Raw genomic sequence first — 20,446 nt, forward strand, 5'->3', positions numbered from 1 at the left:
TCACCGCACAAAGTCATGGGCAGGAGTATGCGGCAATCCGGACATTTGGGAAGCGACCGGTTCATGCTGGATGGCCCACCAACGCGGCAACAGTTGTTTGATCCGGCTCTCGGCGAAGCGATCGTCGATCAGCATCACCACGCCGCGATCCTCGCGGGTGCGGATAACGCGCCCTGCGGCCTGCACCACTTTCTGCACGCCGGGGAACAGGTAGGTGTAGTCGTAACCGGCACCGAAGATCGCCGCCATTCGCCGTTTCAACTGTTCATTGACCGGGTTGAGCTGCGCCAGCCCCAGCGTGGCGATGAAGGCGCCGATCAACCGCGCGCCGGGTAAATCGATGCCCTCACCGAAGGCGCCGCCCAATACGGCAAAGCCGACGCCCTGGCTATCGGCGGTGAACTGATCGAGAAAGGCCTGCCGCGCGCCCTCGACCATGCCGCGCGATTGCTGCCACAGGGTGATGTGCGGATGCCGCTCGGCCAACAAGGTCGCCACCTGTTGCAGGTAATCGAAACTGCTGAAGAACGCCAGATAATTGCCCGGCCGTTCACTGAACTGACGGGCGATCAGTTCAACGATGGGAGCCAGAGACGCCTTCCGATGATTGAATCGCGTGGAGATGCGGCTGACGATCTGCACCTGTAATTGCTCGGCGCTGAACGGCGACTCGACGTCGATCCACACGGTGTCGGCCGGCGTGCCGAGCAAGTCGGCGTAATAATTGCGCGGGCTGAGCGTGGCGGAAAACAGTACGCTGCTACGCGCAGATTTCAGGCGCGGGCCAATAAATGCCGCGGGCACCACGTTGCGCAGGCACAGCTGAGACAGCGGACGTTTGCGGTCGAGGTCGCGTTTACTGATGTCGAACAGGTAATGCTCGTCGTACAGCTCCGCCACCCGGCCAAATTGCAGCAGGTCGAAGTAGAAGTTCTGCAAGCCACTGTCCAGCCCTTGCGGATGATCATTGAGGTAATCGCCGATGGCTGAGCAACACAGGGAAATCGCCTGAAGCAGTTTTTCCGGCGCCTTGTCGTAGGCCTGATACGCCGCCAGTTGCGGCGCATGCAGCGCATTCCATTCGCGGTTGACCCGTTGCAGGGACTTTTTCAGCGCTTCGGGGGCGGTTTTGCGCACACCGCCCAGCGTCGCCTGATCAAGACTGGCGCTGTACATCTGCCGGCCGCGCTCGACCAGGTTGTGCGCCTCGTCCGCCAACACCGCGACCTTCCACTGATTGAGCTGCGCCAGACCGTACAGCAGCGCGCTGAAATCAAAGTAATAGTTGTAATCGGCGATCACCACATCAGCCCAACGAGCCATTTCCTGGCTCAGGTAATACGGACACACCGTATGCTGCGCGGCGACTTCGCGCATCGCGGCCTGATCGAGCAGCTTGATGCGACTGGCCGCTTCCCGGGCGGCGGGCAGACGATCATAGAAGCCTTGGGCCAAGGGGCAGGATTCACCGTGGCAGGCCTTGTCCGGGTGTTCACAGGCCTTGTCCCGGGCGACCATTTCCAATACTCGCAGCGGCAAGGTCTCGGATTGATCGAACAACACCTGACTGGCATCCAGCGCCAGTTTGCGCCCGGGCGTCTTGGCGGTCAGAAAGAACACCTTGTCCAGTTGCTGCGGCGCCAGCGCCTTGAGCATCGGGAACAGCGTGCCGAGGGTTTTGCCGATGCCGGTTGGCGCCTGCGCCATCAGACAACGGCCGGTACTCACCGCTTTGAACACCGATTCGGCCAGATGCCGTTGGCCGGGACGAAAGTCCGGATGAGGAAAGGCCAGATGCTGCGCGGCCAGATTGCGGGCGTCGCGGTGGGCCATTTCCTGCTCGGCCCAATAAAGGAACAAGCTGCATTGCTGCTCGAAAAAGACCTGCAAGGCCTCGGCGCTGAAGGCTTCGACCAGGCAGGTTTCCTTCTCGCTGACGATGTCGAAATACACCAGCGCCACGTTGATCTGCGCAAGATCGAGTTTGCGACACATCAGCCAGCCGTAGACCTTCGCTTGCGCCCAGTGCAACTGGCGGTGATTGGGCGGTTGCTTGCTCAGGTCGCCGCGATAGGTTTTGACTTCTTCCAGGCAGTTCTGCGCCGGATCGTAGCCGTCCGCCCTGCCCTTGACCTTCAACTGGCGAAACTCACCTTCGAGCGCCACTTCGCTCTGGTACTGGTCATTACGCCGCGAGGCCACGGTGCGATGGCCGGCAATGCCCTCCAGCGCCGTGGGTGATGGGGTGAAACGCAGGTCGAGGTCGCCGGTCTTGGCAGTGAACTCACACAGCGCCCGCACCGCAATGCTGTAGCTCAAGCGCTCTGCTCCGCCCATTGCACGTAACACACGGCCACCGGCATCTGGTGCTCGTGACAGAACTCCAGCCAGCGCAGTTGATTGTCCTGCAAACGGTCGCCCGGGCCTTTGACTTCGATCATCCGGTAGGTTTTGTGCTGTGGCCAGAACTGGATCAGGTCCGGCATCCCGGCGCGGTTGGCCTTGATGTCGAGCAGCAAACGGTTGAACCAGTGTTTGAGGTGTTCGGCGGGCAGGCAGGCCAGCGCTTGCTCAAGCAGCGCTTCATTCAAGGCGCCCCAGAACACGAACGGCGACTGCACGCCCCACTTGGCGACAAACCGCGCGCGGATGGTGTCGGCATAACGGCCGTCATCGAGTTCGGCGAGGCAAGCGTCAAACAGATCGGCACGGCGCTGCTGGAAATCTTCATTGAGCAGATCCACCGGGCCACGCTGGAACGGGTGAAAAAACGCCCCCGGCAGCGGCGCAAAAATTGCCGGCCAGCACAACAGACCGAACAATGAGTTGATCAGGCTGTTTTCCACGTAATGCACCGGGCCGTCGTCGTCATGCAGATGCGCCTGCACGTAAAACTCCACCGACAGCGCCGGATCAGTGCGCGGCAAGTGCAGATCGAGACGTTCTACCGGTCGAGGCGCCAGCCGTTTGAGTGGCGGGCCACCGAGCTTGCGGCGCAGTCGCGGCACCATGCGCTGCAAGCCTTGCTGCTCGGTGGCGCTTTGCGGTGCCTGTTCGGCGAGCATGGCGATTTCCAGCGCCAAAGCGTATTCACTGCAACGCTCAAGGACGCGGATCATCCGCAATCGGGCGCCGGGATAGGCGCAATTGCGGTAAATGTTCAGGGCCAGGGCGAACTCGGTGATGCGCTCACAGTACTGACCGATCTGGAAAAGTACCTTGTTGCGCCGACGCTGCAGCCACGGGTTGTCGAAGTGCAAGGCACTGACTTGTTCGACAATGGTTGCCAGCGGTTCGCCAGCTTCGAAACGTAATTGGCAGTTGTGCAGAAACAGGCAGGCGTCGACGTCCTCACGGCTGCGCAAGCCTCGGGAATCGCCGCTGAATTCGACTTTCTCGTAGGTGAAGATGCCGAGGTCAGCCAGCACGAACTCGGACCAATCCTGATACAGGTTGCCGAAGAACATCAGGCGCAAGCGATCGCAAAGGTCCATGATGGTCAGGCTGAACAATCGATCTGCAAGCGCCGGTGCCCATTCGCGCAAACTGCGCGGTTCGGCGAATTGCTCGGCAAGCATCGGCAGCCAGTCGTCCTTGCGCCCCTTGGGTTGTTCGATAACGTCGGCGAAGGCTTGCAGAATTTCGGCCTTGAGCAATACGTCGAAGAGTTCGGCAATCGCCAGTGGGGCGTGTTCGTCGATCCAGCCCTGATCCAGCAATGGCTGCGCCGCGTGGGCGATATCGCCGATTTCCGCATAGTTGAGCTTGCCCGCGCGAAAATGCACACCCTTGCGCATCACCATTCGCACCAGCAAGCCCTGCGAGGCTTTGGGCAACGCTTTGAAATCGTGAAAAAATGCCAGCTCGTGTTCGCTCATCAAATCGGCGTAGCGAAGCTCAAGCCAATCAAGCACTTGCCGGAAGTTGTTGAGGTAATAGAACGGATCATCGAGGGGATTGGCAGTCACGGGAATTCAGGGCCATGGCGAGCAAGTACTGGTTATGCGTACAGATAACAGCTCTGCCCTCCCCGGCGCAAACGGAAAAAGATCAATGGCATTTTTTCACCGGCCTATCGAACTTTTTCCGGCGCTATGGCACCAACCGCGTTAGAACACCGACAATGCTCGGTATCACAGCGAATGAGGAATTAGACGTGGGTATCAAAATCAAGACTCTGGGCATCCCGTTGGCGGTAGCTGCCCTGCTGGCATTGGGCGGTTGCTCGACCCAGACCGTGGTCACCTTGCAGAACGGCACCCAGTATTTGACCAAGGACATGCCGAAGACCAAAACCGACGACGGCTTCTATGAGTTCGAGGATATTTCCGGCGCCAAGGTGAAAGTGCGGGCCGATGAAGTGGCCACGGTGCGCAAAGAAGACTGACGAAGCAATACCCCTGTAGGAGCTGCCGAAGGCTGCGATCTTTTGATTTGCAAGTTCAAGATCAAAAGATCGCAGCCTTCGGCAGCTCCTACAAAAACATCATTGATCGACAGTCATGCCCGGGATGCTGTTGTCGCAGTTCAAGTACGTTCCGCCACGCTTGGCCAGTTCGCCCTGCAAACGCTGGCAACGTTCCAGATCCTGCTGCGCCATGCGATCAATGCTCAGGTTGCCGGTGGTTTGTGGCTGCTTGCCGTCACCCAGACGAATCGTCACGAACGGTTGTTCGGGCTGGATCTGAAAGCGGCTTTTCTCTTCAACCGGTTCAACCACCTCGGTTTTCGCCGGGCTCGGCAACTGATCGGTGGTGACGCCATAACGGCTCAGAATCGAGCTTTGAGGCAGATCGGCCCAGGCATTGGCCGCTAACAGCGCCAGTCCCGCTACACCAACATACCCCTTGAAACCTTTCACGATTGAATCTCCTGTGCTCAATGGCGGCTAGCTATAGAACGTGTGTGCACGTGCTGGCTTTAGGCCGCATTTTCTGTTTGCACAGGGTTTGAGTCGGAGAATGGCTGACAAGTCACGTCAAATACACTTTGTGGCGAGGGGATTTATCCCCGATCGTCTGCGCAGCAGTCGTAAAATCCGGGCAGGCGGTGTTTCAGGCCTGCCACGGTCGGCGCAATTGAGGTTGCTACGCAACCCATCGGGGATGAATCCCCTCGCCACAGGTTATCGATGTGTCAGGCGATCACGATGCCATCGCCACTCAGGCTATTCAGCGCAACCCCAACCAATGTCACAGAATCGCCGCCAAACTTCAGCACCGTATCCTGCCCGACCGCCGTGGCGTGGGCGCGGAAGTCGTCGTTCGGCAACACACCCTGCACGCCAAGGAACACCAGTTTGTCGTTGGCGGTAAAGCCGACCACCCGATCCTGCCCGAACGCGCCATTGAACAGGAACGTATCCGCCCCGCCACCCGACTCCATCAGATCATTGCCGGCGCCACCGACAAACACATCGTTGCCCGCGCCACCAATCAAGTGATCGTTGCCATCGAGTCCAAACAACCAGTCGCCGCTGGCATTAGCCTTGAGTGTGTCAGCGCCGTTGCTGCCCTTCACGCTCGACTCATAGGCCGTGACATTGTTGCCAACCTTCAAGCCGCTGGCCGTGACGCTGTGGGTCACATCATCCTTGAACAATCCCCAGAGAAAACCCGGTTCCTTGGTGACAATGGCGCCGATGTCGCGGGTGATGCTGATCCCGCCACTGGCATCACGGATATATAGATTGCCCGCGCCGTCATTGGCAAAGTCGAAGGTGTTCACCGACTTCTGCAAGTCCAGCGTATTGCTGCCCTGCCCGCCAAGGATCATGTTGTAGCCGCCGCCATCACGGAAGGTGTCGTTGCCGGCGCGGCCTTCCAGATAGTCGTTGCCGCTGCCGCCCTGGATCAGGTCATTGCCGTCGCTGCCGATGACGAAAGTGCTGCCCTTGTGGGTCTCGGCGTTGCGGTTCAGATCCTGCACCCAGGTATTGGCTCGCGCCGGGTCAGACAGGTTGGCGACGATGATCGTCGAGTCCTTGCTGGTCAGGTCGTAGAACTTTGACTCGACGATCCGGTTCATGCCGTCGCCATACGCCGTCGGCAAGTGCGAGATCCACGTCGGAATATTCAGGATCGAAAACGGCAGCACATTCCATGCGTTCGAAGCGTAGTGATCGTTGAAGCTGACGATGTTGTCGGTGGCCGATTCCTTCGGTGAATCGTGCACGCCGACCGAGGCGCCGGTGAAAGTCGAGCCGTCGAGGGCGCGGAATACCGGATCGTTTTCGTAGCCGACGTTGAGCACCTTGTCGGTGCTGCTCTGGGTTGGCGAGGCGTAGGCGATGTAGTTGGAGTCGGCAAAGAACCCGCCCCACTTGCCGCCGCTCAAGTCCGCCATGCTGTTGACCGCCAACCCGCCGAGGCTGTGGCCGCTGACCAGCACATCTTTACCGGTGAGGCCGTTGGCCTTGGCGAACGCCATCACGTCATTGAGCAGATTGCCGAACGCTTCACCGACGTAATTCTTGGCGTAGTCCTTGGGGCCGAATGCCGCAAGCAGGTCGTTGATCACGTCGCCAATCGAATCGCCGATGAGGATTTCTCGCGGGCCGCTGGTGCCGCGAAAGGCAATGCCCAGTTCGGTGAGATGGCCCTGGGCGTCGTATTTGCCGAGGATTTCCACCTGAGCGCTGGTGTATCCGGCCTTCTCGCCGAAGAAGGTTCCGCGCGCGTCGGTCTTGCCGTCGTAACCCAATTGCGAGGCGGTGATCGGCGTCCAGCCAGCCTTTTTCACGGCCTCAAGGGCGAGTTTTTCGGAATCGGGGTTCCAGGGAATGCCGGGGATAACGCCTTGTGAATCGGTGCCACCAATCAGTGCGGTGACCAGCGTGGCCGGCAGGCCCAGGCCGAAGCCGTTGTGCTGATAACCGGCGGCAAAGCCGTTATCGAGGTTGTGGTAGGAATACAGCGTGATGGCCATGGCGTCACTGAACAACGCCTTGGAATCGGCTGTACCGAAGTTTTTGTAGTCATACACACCCATTGCCATTGCCTCTCTTTTGTTGGAATTGTCAGAGATAGCTCACAGCCAGGGCGCCCCTCGCGGGACGCCCCGGAGCATTTCGATACAACACTTCTTAACGCGGACACTGTAGGAGCTGCCGAAGGCTGCGATTTTTTGACTTTGCTCTTTAAAGCAAGATCAAAAGATCGCAGCCTCGTTTCACTCGACAGCTCCTACAGGATTACTGTTCAGGCGAACACGAAACTTGCGTCCGACAGGTTAGCCACTCCAACCCCCACAAGGGTCACGGCAAACTCGCCAATCTTCAGCACGGTATCGCCGCCCGACTGCGAAGCATGCTGCTTGTAGTCGTAGCCCTGCCCCGCGCCTTCGACGCCCATGAACACCAGTTTGTCGCTGCCCTGATAGCCGTTGATGGCATCAAAGCCGAACGCACCGCTGAACAGGAAGGTGTTGTTGCCTCCCACCGCCGTCATCACATCATTGCCGGCGCCGCCGACGAAGGTCACATGGCCCTTGTCGCTGATCAGCTTGTCGTCGCCGCCCAGCCCGAACAACCAGTCGCCGTCATTGGTGGCGTGCAGCGCATTGCCGTAGCCATCGCCGCTAAGCGAATGGTTGTACTGGGTCAGCTCGCTGCCATTGGTCAAACCCTTGGCCGTGACGCCCCAAGTGATCTCCTTGCTGCCCCACCACGACCCCGACTCCTTGCTCACCAGCGCACCGATGTCGCGGGTCATGCTGATGCCGCCATAGGCATCTCGCACGTATAGCGTGCCGTCACCGTCGTTGGCGAAGCTGAAGTTCTGCAACGGTTTCTGCAACTCGAAGGTGTTGTGGCCCTGGCCGCCTAGGAGGATGTTGAAGCCGCCGTCATCACGGAAACGATCATCACCGCCCAGACCTTCAAGGAAGTCGTTACCCACCCCGCCCTTGAGCCAGTCGTTGCTTTGCGTACCGATGATGAACGTGCTGCCGGTGTGTGCCTCGCCGCTGCGACCCAAGTCTTCGACCCAGGTTTTACCCCGTGACGCTTCCTCAAGGTTGGAAACGATGATGGTCGAGTCCTTGTGGGTCAGGCCGTAGAACCTGGAGTCGATGACTCGGTTCAAGCCGTCGGCATAGCCCAGCGAACTGTGGGCCGACCAGTTCAGCGGATTGACGATGCTGAACGGCACCAGGTTCTGCGAGGTAGACGCGTAGTTGTCGTTGAAGTTGACGATGTTGTCGGTGGTCGAATCGTGCGGCTTGTCGTGCTTGCCCATCGACGCAGTGCTGAACGTGGTGCCATCGAGCACGCGGAACACCGGATCGTTCTCGTAACCGATGTTCAGCACGTTGTTGCCGGTGCTGCTCTGGGTCGGCGAGGCAAAAGACACATAGTTGGCGTCTTTGAAGAAACCACCCCAGTTGCTCGCGCTCAACTCCGCAACGCTGTTAACCCCGAGCCCGCCGAGGCTGTGGCCGCTGATCAGCACGTCTTTGGCGGCGATGCCATTGACGATGGCGAACGCCGCAACAGCCTTGAGCAAATTGTCGAAGGCGTTTTTTGCGTATTGCGTGGCGTAATCCGACGGCCCGACGGCGGCCAGCAGATTGTTTTTCAAGTCGCCGAAGGTGTCGCTGTAACCCAGCCCGCCCGTGCCACGAAAGGCAATGCCAATACCGATCAACTTCCCGGCAGCGTCGTACTTGCCGAGCACTTCGGCTTCGGCGCTGGTGAAACCGTCCTTCTCGCCGAAGAACGTGCCCTGCGCACCGACCTTGCCTTGGTATCCCAGCGCCGTCGCGCTGACCGGCTTCCAGGCAGTCCCCGGCAAGGCTTGCCCGGTCGGCGTGTAGGCATACAGCGTCAGGGCGATGGCATCACTGTACAAAGCTTTGCCATCGGCATTTTTGTAATCAAACAGTCCCATGTTGTGCTCTCTCTTCCATCAAACAAGTGCTGGCAGTTCCCTCTGGAACGGCCAGTACTCCTTTAGAACTGCCAGTCGAGGGTCAGACCCACACCGTGGTCTTTCTCGTTGCTACCGATCAACCCGTTGTAATCAAGGTTCACCCGCACATCGCGATTGAGCGCCAGCCCGGCGCGCACGCCGACCACCGCCGCATCACGATCCAGCGACACGCTCTGCACGTTGAACGCGCTGTTGCCGCTGGCGAATGCCAGATGGTTTTCAGAGTCGACGCTGCTCAGGTTGTGCTGCCAGCCCAGCGTCGCGCCCAGTTCCAGTTGATGCTTGTCCGACAGGGCAAACGTGCGCTTGGCGCGGACACCGAGGGTCGACAACACCGCATCGCGATTGTCTTCACCGCCCTTCAGTGCGGCGGCATCACCCTTCTCGGTGAAGCTGTCGCTGTTCAGGTGCACGTAAGCCAGATTGGCGAACGGCTCCAGGTTCATCGGTTGCAGCCCCAGGTCATAGGCCGCTTCGGTGAACAGTTGCGCCGTGGTCGCATCGCGTTTGACCTTCTGCTTGCCGCTGACGTCGCCGAATTGCAGATCACGCTTCACGTCGATGCGATGCCAGCTATAAGCGCCACCAACGGTCAGACGCAGTGCATCGATTTCATGGCCCAGATACGCACCCAAGTGGTAGCTGTCGACGGATGCCGACGAATGCGTGCCACTGCCCATGCTCAACGAACTGTCGCTATAACCGGTAACGAAACCGAGGCGAGTATCTTCAGCGATCAAGCCGTCGACACCGGCCAGCAAGCCGCCGATGGAACTGTTGGAATCGGCGTAGTCATGCCCGCCATCGCTTTTGCCCCAGGCACCGAGCACCTTGACCCAGGCGTTGCTGCGATCGTCAGTCGGCGCATTGGCGTCGAACAGATCACGCTCGCGCAGACGTTCGCCCACGGCATCGCGCAAGTAACGGCTGTCGTTGATCAGCATCGTGCCGATGGCCGGATGAATCTCGCCGGACAACTGCTGGAAGGCTTGCTGCGCCGAAGCGGCATTTGGCGACAACAGCAGGGTTTCGAACAGCGCATTGCCCGCGCCCAAGCGCTCGGCAGCGGCACCGACAGCACGCTGGTTCGGCGTCAGGCCGACGCTGGCGAACGAGGCGTCGTTACGCCCCACTGCCAGTTGAATGCCGCTCGCCGAGTAAGCGAGCGTGCCGCCGAGGAACGCATAATCCGGCAGCACCTGACCGAAGCGTCCTTCAATGCCGCCGGCCGCTTGCAGGATGTTGTATTGCGTGCCGAGCAAGCTTTTGACTTCGCCAGTGGTCAGCAAGGTCGGGCTGTTTTCCAGCGACATGGTCACTGTGGCGCCTTCGATTACTGCTTTGCCAGTGGCGACGATCTGGTCGCTGCTGGTCGGCGACAGCTCTACCGCGTAGGTCGAACCCGGCGCGAAAGTCACGTCACCCGCCACGTTCAGGGTGCCGATCGAATTGCCCGGCGCCACAGTGCCGCCGCTGTTGACCGACAACGTACCGATGCGGCCATTACCGCCAAGGATGCCGCCGTCATTGACGGTGACCGCCGATTGCAGCGAACCGTTGATGGCCAGTCGGCCCCGATTGACCAGGGTCGGGCCGCTGTAGGTGTTGTTGCCAGTCAGCACCAGAGTGCCGATACCTTGCTTGGTCAAACCGCCGTGGCCGGAAATGTCGTTGCGCCAAGTATCGAGACCGCAAGTGATGTCGGTGCACACACGCTCGGTGGGTTTGCCCTGATCGATGATCGCGCCGATGCCCGGCAGATCCGCAACGAACTGGCCGGAACCGTACGCCCCCTGAATACGAAACTCTTCAGGAATGTCCTGCTCGGTGACGAACATTGACGGGCCATCAATGCCCTTGCGCAGGTTGATCATGCCCCAGCCGTACAAGGCGTCGATGCCCGGTGCGCCGAGGTCGGTCGCGGTGGTACGCAATACTGTGGCGACCTGATCGCCGGTCATGTACGGGAAGCGCTCCATCAGCACGGCCATTGAGCCGGCCACGTGTGGCGCAGCCATCGAGGTGCCGTTGTAATTTTTGTAGCCGGTGGTCAGGTTGTCGGCGTTGGTGCCTTCGATGATCGCGCTGTAGATTTTCGTACCCGGCGCCGAGACGCAGAAGCTCGCGGTATAACCGCAGCGCGAAGAGAACGTACTCATGATGTACGGATTGGCGCTGGCCAGATCCGGATTCTGTTGTAGCGCGGCGACGGTGATCCAGTTCGGTGCGATATCCGGGACGAAATAGCCGAGGCCGGCGATGGCGTCCGGGTTATTGAGGTTGTAGTCGTTGCCGGCGGCGAAAATCGTCACGATCCCGCTGCGCGCCGCGGCGATGGCGCCGTCATAGGCGCCGCCGGGTTTGGTGCCGAGCAACGTGCGGATCTCGTTGAACTGCACCTGCGCGTCGTTGACGGTGAAGTGCGGGTACGCCGGGTCGCGGCCACCGAGGTCGAAACGGTCGGTGATGCCGATACCCCAACTGTTGTTGATGATCCGCGCGCCGCTGGCGATCAGCGCGTCCCAACCGGCCTTGTACACCGCGCCATCGTTACCGCGAACGATGCCGTCTTCCGGGCCCGGATCGCCGTTATCAGCGCTGATGATCTGCGCGCCGAACGCCACGCCGTGCATCGGCCCGCCGTCACGGCTGCCCGCCGCAATGCCGCCGACGTGAGTGCCGTGGGCGCCAAGCTTGCCGTCGGAGCCAACCGAGGGCGAACCGTCATAGCGGAACGCATCCCCGGCTTTCACCGGGATGTACGGGTCGGTGTATTCGCGAATGCCGCTGGTGACCAGCGTGACAACTTTATTGGTGCCGGAAAACTCCGGATGCGCGGCGTAAACCGGCTGGTCGAAAATGCCCAGTTTGACGCCTTTGCCGGTGTAACCAGCAGCGTAGGCATGATCGGCACCGATGGCACCCAAACCCCAGTCAGCCTGGAATTCGGCGCTGCGCCAACTCGTCGGATCGCCCGTGCGACCACTTTCCACATAGGACGCAGCGTGCGCGGAGCCCAGGGTGGTGAGTGCGTACAACACGGCGCAAGTCAGCGTTTTCAGGGCAAAGCGGCCACCCGTTTGCGCGGGGGTATTGTTGTTGTTCATCCAGCGACCTTCCTTAGTGATGTTGCGAAAAATCCGTCTATCTCAAATGCTGAGAATATCTTCCTGTGGCGAGGGGATTTATCCCCGATCGGCTGCGCAGCAGCCGCAAAACCTGCATCCGCGATTCCACTGGAAAATGCAGGGGCCGCTTCGCGCCCCAGCGGGAGCAAGCTCCCTCGCCACAGGTATGTGATCAACGGTGGTTCAGAACTGCCAGTTCAAGCTCAAACCAACGCCGTGGCTCTTCTCGCGATTGGCCAGTTGCCCGTCATAATTGAGGTTGACCCGCACGTCCTTGCTCAATGCCAGACTGGCTTGCACGCCGACCAGCGCGGCATCGCGGACCAGCGCCGAGCTTTCTACGGAGTACGGCGTGCCAGCGCTGGCAAAGCGCAGATGCTGCTCGGAATCGATATCGCTCAAGCTGTGCTGCCAGCCGAGATGGCCGCTGACATCCAGTGTCTGCTGCGCCGACAGGTTGAAGGTCTTGATCGCCCGCACACCGAGGGTGCTGAGCACCGCATCACGCTGATCGCCGGAGCTTTTCAGCGCGGCTGCGTCGCCCTTCTCAGTGAAGCCTTCGGTGTCCAGATGCACGTAAGCGAGATTGGCGAACGGTTCCAGCGCCAACGGTTGCAGGTGCAGTCGATAAGCCGCCTCGCCGAACACTTGAGTGGTCGCCGCATCAACCTTGGCTTTCTGTTTGGCGCTGACGTTGCCGTATTGCAGATCGCGCTTCACATCGGCGCGATGCCAGCTGTAGGCCGCGCCGGTGCTCAGACGCCAGGCGCCGATCTCGCGTCCGGCGTAAGCGCCGAGGTGATAGCTGTCGACTTTGGCTGACGAGTGCGTGCCCGAGCCCATGCTCAACGAACTGTCGCTGTAACCGGTGACCAGACCGATGCGGGTCTGGTCGTCCAGTGCGCCGTCAACACCGGCCAACAACCCACCCAATGAGGTGCTGTAACCCGCCGTGTCATGGTTTGAATCAGTCGAGCCCCACGCCCCAAGTGCCTTGATCCAGCCGTTGTTTTGTTTGGCCGAGGCATCGTGCAGGCGTTCGCCCACGGCATCGCGCAGCTGACGGCTGTCGTTGATCAGCATCGTGCCCATCGCTGGGTAGATTTCGCCGCTCAGTTGCTGGAAGGCTTGTTGTGCGGAAGCTGCGTCCGCCGACAGCAGCAGGCTTTCGTAGACTGAGTTGCCCGCGCCCAAACCTTCGACGGCAGCGGCCACCGAACGCTGGTTCGGGGTTTGGCCGACGCTGGCGAAGGACGTCGCGTTGCGTTCGATATCGAGTTGAATGCCGTTGGCCGCGTAATCGAGGCTGCCGCCGATGAACAGGTAATCCGGCAGCACCGCACCGAACTGCCCCTGTATGCCACCGGCTGCTTGCAAGATGTCGTACTGACGGCCGAGCAGGCTTTGCGCCTCGGCGGTGCTGAGCAAGGTCGGGCTGTTTTCCAGCGACAGGCTGACCGTGGCGCCGCTGATATTTGCTGTGCCACCGGCGACGATGCGATCGCTGCTGGTCGGCGATAATTCAACGGCGTAGGTAGAGCCCGGCGCGAAGGTGACGTCACCGGCGACGTTCAAGGTACCGATGGAGTTGCCGGGCGCAACACGGCCGCCGCTGTTGGCGGTCAGCGAGCCGATCTGTCCGGAGCCACCCAGGGTGCCGCCGTTATTGACGGTAACAGCCGAAACCAGCGAGCCATTGACGCTTAACAGGCCGCCGTTGATCGTGGTCGGGCCGCGATAGGTGTTTTCCCCGGTAAGCAGCAAACGCCCTGCTCCGGACTTGATCAGACTGCCCTGATAAACCCGGGTTGCCGCAGCAGCATCGCGGGCCATACCAACGGCATAATCCGTCTGATCCTGCTGACTGGCACCGGCGGCAATACCGTTCTGCCAACCTTTGTCTTGCAAGGTCTGCTGCCAGGCGCTGTGTTCGGCGAGGTCTTCGCTTTGACGCTGGATCAGCGCCTTGTCGGAGATGTCATTGCTCCAGACATCGCTTTGCCCGGCCGCGAGATTGGCGTCAAACGCCCCGAGCAATTGCCCCGGCCCGCGCATCGCCCGGTTCAGGTTGGCCACGCCCCAGCCGACCCGCTCGGTGGGTGCATCGGTCACTGAGCCATCGAGTTGCGTGGCGGTGGTCAGCAGCACTTCGAGTGCCTGCTGATTGCTCATGTACGGGTAACGTTCCATCACCAACGCCAGTGCGCCAGTGGCGTGCGGCGCCGACATCGAAGTGCCGGACTTGATCGCATAACCGCCGCCAGGAATCGTGCTGTCGATCTTCGCCCCGGGGGTGGTGATGCACCAGTACTTGGCGATGCCGCACTGGTTGTATTTCTGCTGATTGCTCTGGTCGAGGCCGGAGACCGCCAGCCAGTGGCCTTCAAGATCCGGCTGAAAGTACGGCAGCGCCGAGCGTACGCTGGCGTTCGGATAACCACTGTTGCCGGCGCTGAACACGTTGATCACGCCGCGACGGGAAACATCGGCAGCCGCGTCGAGCCAGGTGCCTTTGTTGAAGTGCTGGGCGTAAGCGGCGTGCAGGTCGGCCAGTGTGCGGTAGCTGACATCCGGCGGCTGGCTGCCCCAACTGTTGTTGATCGCGCGCACGCCGGCATCGGCCAGTGCGTCGTACACCGCTTTGAAATAACGCGGATCGGGGTTGGGGCCGAACAGGAAACTGTCGTTCTTGTTGGTGTTGCCGACGTAGATCTGCGCGTTGTAAGCCACGCCGTGCATACCCGTGCCGTCACGGGACGCGCCCATGGTGCCGACCACGTGAGTGCCGTGGGAATCGTTGTTGGGGTTGAGGGTGCCGTCGACGTTGAACAGCGAGCCGTCAATGTAACTGCCGCTGGCCAGTACCGGGTGATATCGGTCAGTGGCGAACTCGGGATGGGCGGCATCGAAGCCGGAATCGAGAGCGCCGATTTTCACGCCTTTGCCGGTGATGCCCGCCGCGTAAGCCTGATCGGCCTGCATGCGCTGAAGGCCCCAGTCACGCAGGAACTCGGCGCTGCGCCAACTGGCGGGATCGCCGGGTTTACCGGATTCCAGGTATTGAGCCTGGGCCTGGGAAACGGAAACTGCGAGCAACAGGGTGCCGACCGATATCGGCTTGATGCGTACTTCCATGTTCACCACTCACTTTCTTATTGTTGTGTAAGCGCTGGGGCGCAGGCTGCGATCTGTTGATCTTCAATACACAAAGTCAAAAGATCGCAGTCTTCGGCAGTTCCTACAGGGATTTGCGGTGTTATCGGGTTTTCGGGCCTTGTCCGAAGGCCTCATCCACCCGCGCCAGATCCTGTTCGTTCAAGGTGCCGGCGTAGTAATGCAACTTGGTCCAGGCCATCAAATAGTCGTACCGCGCCTGTGCCAGATCGCGGCGGGTGGTGAACAACTGCTGCTCGGCGTTTAACGCATCGAGATTGGTCCGTTCACCGCCGAGAATGCTCTGCTTGGTCGAAACCACCAGCGCTTCCGCCGAGGTGAGGGCTTTCTGGTAAGCGCGTAATTTATTCACTCCGGACAGGCAGGCGCTGAACTGACGACGCAGTTCAATCAGCGTCTCGCGGGTCTTGCCATCCAGTTCGTACTCGGCCTGTTCCATGCTGCGGCTGGCCTGACGCGTCGAGGCCGACACCCCGCCGCCGGCATACAACGGCACGCTGACTTCCAGGCCGATGGTGTTGGTTTCGTAGCGCTGGTTGTAGGTGTTGCCGCTTTCCGATTCGTTCTGCCGCATCGAGGCATAGGCGTTGATTTTCGGCAGATGCCCGGCACGGTTGCGCTCTACCTCGTACCGCGCCACTTCCACGGCCTGACGTTGGGAGGCCAGGTTCGGGTTATTGCTGATCGCCATTTCGTGCCAGGTGTCGAAATTGGCCGGCATCAGCGCGAAGGTCTGGAAATTCTGATCCAGCGGCGCCAGATCGCTGATGTCCACGAAAGGTGCGCCAACCAGTGCGCCCAGTTCACGCAGCGCGGCATCCTGTTCGTTGCGCGCTTCGATCTCCTCAGCGGTCGCCAACTCATAGCGCGACTCGGCTTCGAGAATGTCGGTGCGCGTGCCTTCGCCCTGCTTGAACATGTGCTCGTTCTGCTGGAACTGCTGTTCGTAGGCCTTCTTCTTCGCTTGGGCGATATCGATCTGATCCTGGGCAAACAAGGCTTTGGTGTAGTTATCCAGCACCCGTACCAACAGTTCCTGGCTCTTGCCGCGAAAGTTCTCGTCAGCGAACAACGACTGCGCCACGCCCTTGCGATATGCCGCATAGGCTTCGTAATCGAGCAACGGTTGTTGCAGCGTCAGGGCCGAGCCGTAACTGCTGTAATTGCGCTCGTCCGTACGATTGCGCGCTCGTTCATCGAGGGACGTGGCCTTCGACGTATTGCGGCCCTTGTTATAGGTGTAACCGATTCGCGGCAGCAGCCCGGCGCGGCCAATGGCGCGGTTCTCCAGGCCGGCGTCACGCTCCTTGATCGCACCGAGGAACACCGGATCATTGCGCAACGCCTGTTCGTAGATCTCGAACGGCCCCATCGCCGCCACTGCCGAGTGACTCGCGAGCAGCATCAATGCCGCCCCGAGCATGGAAAGCTTATTCATACAGCCGGACATCCTTATTCTTCGGTCAACGCAGAGCCGGCCCGGTCGAGCAGCGGTTTGAACAGATAGTTGAGGAGTGAGCGTTCACCGGTGCGCACAAACATTTCTGCCGGCATGCCGGGCTTGATCACCAAACCATTGAGCTTTTCCATGGCTTGATCGCTGACGCTGCTGCGCAACACGTAGTACGGCACGCCGGTTTTCTCATCGACCATCTGGTCGGCGGAAATCAGGCTGACTTCACCGGGTACACGCGGCGTTTTACTCTGGTTGAACGCGGTAAACAGGATGTCGACCGGCAGGTGCGTGCCAACCTTGTCGATCAGGTTGATCGGCAAATGTCCTTCCACTTCCAGGGTGGTGCCTTGCGGAACGATCTCCAGCAGGGTCTCGCCCTGACGCACCACCGCGCCTTCGGTATGCACGCCCAGATTGACCGCCACGCCATCCGCCGTGGCGACGATTTCGCTGTGTTGCAGATCGAAACCGGCGGAGGTCAATTGTTCGGACAGGGTGACGCTTTTGAGCTGCGCATCGGCCAGTTGCGTGCGGACTTCCTTCTGATATTCCTCGCTGTGCTGTTGCAGTTTCAGGCGCGATTCGAGGATGCCCTGCTCCACGCGACCGCTTTCACCGGTGTTTTCCGCCAGTTGCTGCTGCACTTGCGACAGTTGGCGCTGATATTCCATCAAGCGGTTGCGCGGGATGTAGCCGTTGTCGGCCAGTGGTTGCAGGTTGCTCAACTGTTGTTGCAGCGAGTCCGCCTGGGCATTGAGGTCAGTGCGCGCACGGCGCATGCCGGCCAGTTGCGCGGTGGCGCCTTCGATACTGGCGCGCAATCCGGCCTGCTCGCGATAGAACGCTTCGCGGCGGCTGCTGAACAACTGACGCTGACCTTCAAGGACCAACGCCAGACGCGGGTCCGGGTCGTTGCTCAACTCGGCCGGAAAGGTCACTTGCTTGAGGTTGTCACGCTCGGCCTGCCAGCGCGCCAGACTGGCCCAGGCCATGCGGTATTGCGCTTGAAGCGATTGCACATCGGCGGCGACTTGCGTCTGGTCGAGGCGAAACAGCGGTTGCCCCTGTTTCACGATTTCGCCTTCGCGCACCAGAATCCGGCTGACCACGCCGCTGCTCATCGACTGCACCGCTTTACGTTTGCCCGAGACCACCACGGTACCCTGCACCGGAATGCCCTGATCCAGCGGCGCCAGAGCCGCCCAGGTGAAGAAACTGCCGGCGCCGACAATCGCCAGAATCCAGCCCATACGCGCGAAGAACTTCGCATCGCGTTCCGGGCGTTCGGTGATGTACGCGTGTTCCATGCTCGCTTCGTTTTCAGTGTTCATGCTGACGCTGCTCATACACCCGAGTTCCTTGTCGTGGGCTGGTACTGCCGACTCATGTTGAGCCCGCCCGGTGCTTGCGCAGTTTTTTCGCGAGGTTGTTCATTGGCGGCGCCAGACAGCGCCTTGAGCACGTCCTGACTGGCGCCAAAGGCTTGCAAACGCCCGTCGTTGAGCACCAGCAGCTTGTCGGCCTGGGCCAGCACCGAAGAACGATGCGTCACCAAAACCACGGTGGTGCCTTGAGCCTTGAGCTGGGCGATGGCGCTGGCCAATGCCGCTTCACCGACGGTGTCGAGGTTGGAGTTGGGTTCATCCAGCACCACCAGACTTGGCGTGCCGTACATCGCGCGAGCCAGTGCCACGCGCTGCTTCTGACCGCCGGACAGGCCGCTGCCGTCCTCACCCAGTTGCGTGTCGTAGCCTTGCGGCAGGCGCAGAATCATTTCGTGGACACCCGCCTGTTGCGCAGCGGCCACGACTTTCTGCGCATCGGCCTCGCTGAAACGCGCAATGTTCTCAGCAATGCTGCCGCTGAACAGTTCGATGTCTTGCGGCAAGTAGCCAATGTACGGACCGAGTTGGTCGCGATTCCAGCGATGGATATCCGCGCCGTCCAGTCGCACCGTGCCACCCAGTGTCGGCCACACGCCGACCAGTACACGGGCCAGCGTCGACTTGCCGGAGCCGGACGCACCCAGTACACCCAGCACTTCACCAGCGCCAAGGTTGAAGTTGACCATATGCAACGTCGCGGCACGCTGCCCCGGCGGGCCGGCGCTGACTTGCTCGAAGGTGATCTGGCCTTTCGGCGCCGGCAGCGCCATGGCGTCATCACTTGGCGGGAAGGCTTGCAACAACGCGTCGAGACGCCGGTAAGCCAGCTTCGCCCCGCTCCACTGTTTCCACACAGCAATCAATTGGTCGATCGGACTCAGCACGCGGCCCATCAGGATCGAACCTGCGATCATCATCCCGGCAGTCATGTCGCCCTTGATGACCAACAACGCGCCCAATCCAAGCACCAGCGATTGCAGGCATAAACGCAAGGTTTTACTCAGAGAACTGATCACGGCGCCGGTGTCGCTGGCCTGATTCTGCAGACCGAGAAAGCGCGAATGCACCTGGAACCAGCGTTTGCGCAGCGAACCGAGCATGCCCATCGCCTGAATGGTCTCGGCGTTGTGAAGGTGACTGGTGGCCAACTGGCTGGACTTCTGCGAGAAACCGGCGGCTTCACCCAACGGCTTTTTGGTCATGTATTCGTTGAGGCAGGCCAATGCGATCAGCAACAGCGCACCCGCAGTGGCAAGCACACCGAGCCAGACGTTGAACAGGTAAATCACGAACAGATACACCGGGAACCACGGCGCATCGAAAAACGCGAACAACGCAGGCCCGGTGACGAATTGGCGAATGTGAGTGAGGTCGCCCAGCGACTGGCCGGCGTTGCCTTCGCCCTTGAACAGGTTGCGTTCGAACGCCGCCTGATAGACCCGCAGGTTGAAACGGCGCTCCAATTGGCTGCCGATGCGGATCACGATAAAGCTACGCACCACTTCCAGCAGGCCGATGAAAGCGAAGAAACCGACGACCATCAGCGACAGCATCACCAGAGTGGTTTCGTTCTGCGACGACAGCACCCGGTCATAGACCTGGAGCATATAGATGGAGGGCACCAGCATCAGCACGTTAATCAGTGCGGTAAAGCAGCCGACGCTGATCAGAATGCTTTTATAGTCACCCAATGCCTTGAATAAGGGAGCGGTGGCTGGGGCCTTCGCCATCTTCATTGATTCTTCCTGGTCAATATCTCTCGCCAATTCTGGGCGAGACTTGAATTAGTTATCCGCGCGATGCCGGAACTTGCTTTTCAGGTGGCCGCTTACACTTTCATAACAACTTCCGTTATTTATTACGGTGCAGTTGCCATAAAAGAGCCTGCTTATAACCACGCAGCAGGGCCTTATATTAAAACTCGGTCAGCTACTTGATCATCACGACGATTGCGCAGTGCGTTGAAGTGTAATGACCAGGCCTGATTTCAAAGTCGTCAGATAAAGCCCATCACGTTGTCGGCTGAAGAACTGAATTCTTGAACCCTCCTTGCCGGTAATCGACAAACCGTCAGGATCCGGAAACCAACCGATCGGCACTTCCTCAAGCCATGCGCCCAGGCAGTCGGCGCCCTTGCCCAGCGTCTTGTTTGAAGCCAGTTCCACAAGGCAGGTATTCGAAGGCTTGTCTTGCATTTTTTGTGCTTCGGGCGAGTCGCCCCGAGCCGACAAGGTCGCCTGCCACTGACCGGCGAATACCGAGGGTTCTTCGAGTCTCAGGCTGCTTGCCATGCTTGTTTCTCCAGAAATCATAATCAGCGTTGCCATCAGCCACGCCAGCGTCTTGTAGGTAAAAGCGTTTCGACTCATAGGA

General features: G+C 60.1%; 12 protein-coding genes. 1 reads left to right on the top strand and 11 read right to left on the bottom strand.

Annotated features, from left to right (window positions below; translation table 11 throughout):
- A complete protein-coding gene (locus ACA043_RS15515) occupies positions 1-2,319 on the bottom strand; it encodes an ATP-dependent DNA helicase (RefSeq protein WP_497657341.1) in 2,319 nt (772 codons plus the stop codon).
- Entirely contained in the window at positions 2,316-3,968 is a 1,653-nt protein-coding gene (locus ACA043_RS15520) for a VRR-NUC domain-containing protein (RefSeq protein ID WP_497657342.1), read from the bottom strand. The genes ACA043_RS15515 and ACA043_RS15520 overlap by 4 nt, the downstream gene beginning before the upstream one ends.
- Positions 3,969-4,162: 194 nt before the next feature.
- Here ACA043_RS15520 and ACA043_RS15525 point away from each other — a divergent pair, with 194 nt between their 5' ends.
- Entirely contained in the window at positions 4,163-4,387 is a 225-nt protein-coding gene (locus ACA043_RS15525; protein WP_187681354.1) for a YgdI/YgdR family lipoprotein, read from the top strand.
- A gap of 99 nt (positions 4,388-4,486) precedes the next feature.
- Here ACA043_RS15525 and ACA043_RS15530 read toward each other — a convergent pair whose 3' ends face one another.
- The 9 genes from ACA043_RS15530 to ACA043_RS15570 form a co-directional block, all read right to left on the bottom strand.
- On the bottom strand, positions 4,487-4,861 hold the full coding sequence (locus ACA043_RS15530) for a hypothetical protein (RefSeq protein WP_401264033.1): 375 nt from the start codon (positions 4,859-4,861) through the stop codon (positions 4,487-4,489).
- A 275-nt stretch (positions 4,862-5,136) separates the two neighbouring features.
- A complete protein-coding gene (locus ACA043_RS15535; RefSeq protein ID WP_497659653.1) occupies positions 5,137-6,990 on the bottom strand; it encodes a polyurethane esterase in 1,854 nt (617 codons plus the stop codon).
- Positions 6,991-7,199: 209 nt separating this feature from the next.
- Positions 7,200-8,888 (bottom strand): polyurethane esterase, encoded by a 1,689-nt coding sequence (locus ACA043_RS15540; RefSeq protein WP_497657343.1) that lies wholly within the window; start codon positions 8,886-8,888, stop codon positions 7,200-7,202.
- 62 nt (positions 8,889-8,950) lie between these two features.
- A complete protein-coding gene (locus ACA043_RS15545; protein WP_497657344.1) occupies positions 8,951-12,037 on the bottom strand; it encodes an autotransporter domain-containing protein in 3,087 nt (1,028 codons plus the stop codon).
- A gap of 204 nt (positions 12,038-12,241) precedes the next feature.
- Entirely contained in the window at positions 12,242-15,193 is a 2,952-nt protein-coding gene (gene eprS / locus ACA043_RS15550; protein WP_497657345.1) for an autotransporter serine peptidase EprS, read from the bottom strand.
- Positions 15,194-15,314: 121 nt separating this feature from the next.
- The gene (locus ACA043_RS15555) at positions 15,315-16,682 is read right to left on the bottom strand and encodes a TolC family outer membrane protein (RefSeq protein ID WP_187678997.1); all 1,368 of its coding nucleotides are present in this window, start codon (positions 16,680-16,682) and stop codon (positions 15,315-15,317) included.
- 2 nt (positions 16,683-16,684) lie between these two features.
- On the bottom strand, positions 16,685-18,034 hold the full coding sequence (locus ACA043_RS15560; RefSeq protein ID WP_187678996.1) for an HlyD family type I secretion periplasmic adaptor subunit: 1,350 nt from the start codon (positions 18,032-18,034) through the stop codon (positions 16,685-16,687).
- Entirely contained in the window at positions 18,031-19,809 is a 1,779-nt protein-coding gene (locus tag ACA043_RS15565; protein WP_497657346.1) for a type I secretion system permease/ATPase, read from the bottom strand. The genes ACA043_RS15560 and ACA043_RS15565 overlap by 4 nt, the downstream gene beginning before the upstream one ends.
- 204 nt (positions 19,810-20,013) lie before the next feature.
- On the bottom strand, positions 20,014-20,442 hold the full coding sequence (locus tag ACA043_RS15570) for an AprI/Inh family metalloprotease inhibitor (protein WP_489879582.1): 429 nt from the start codon (positions 20,440-20,442) through the stop codon (positions 20,014-20,016).
- Positions 20,443-20,446 lie beyond the last annotated feature (4 nt).

It is taken from the genome of Pseudomonas sp. LBUM1648 (assembly GCF_059716145.1).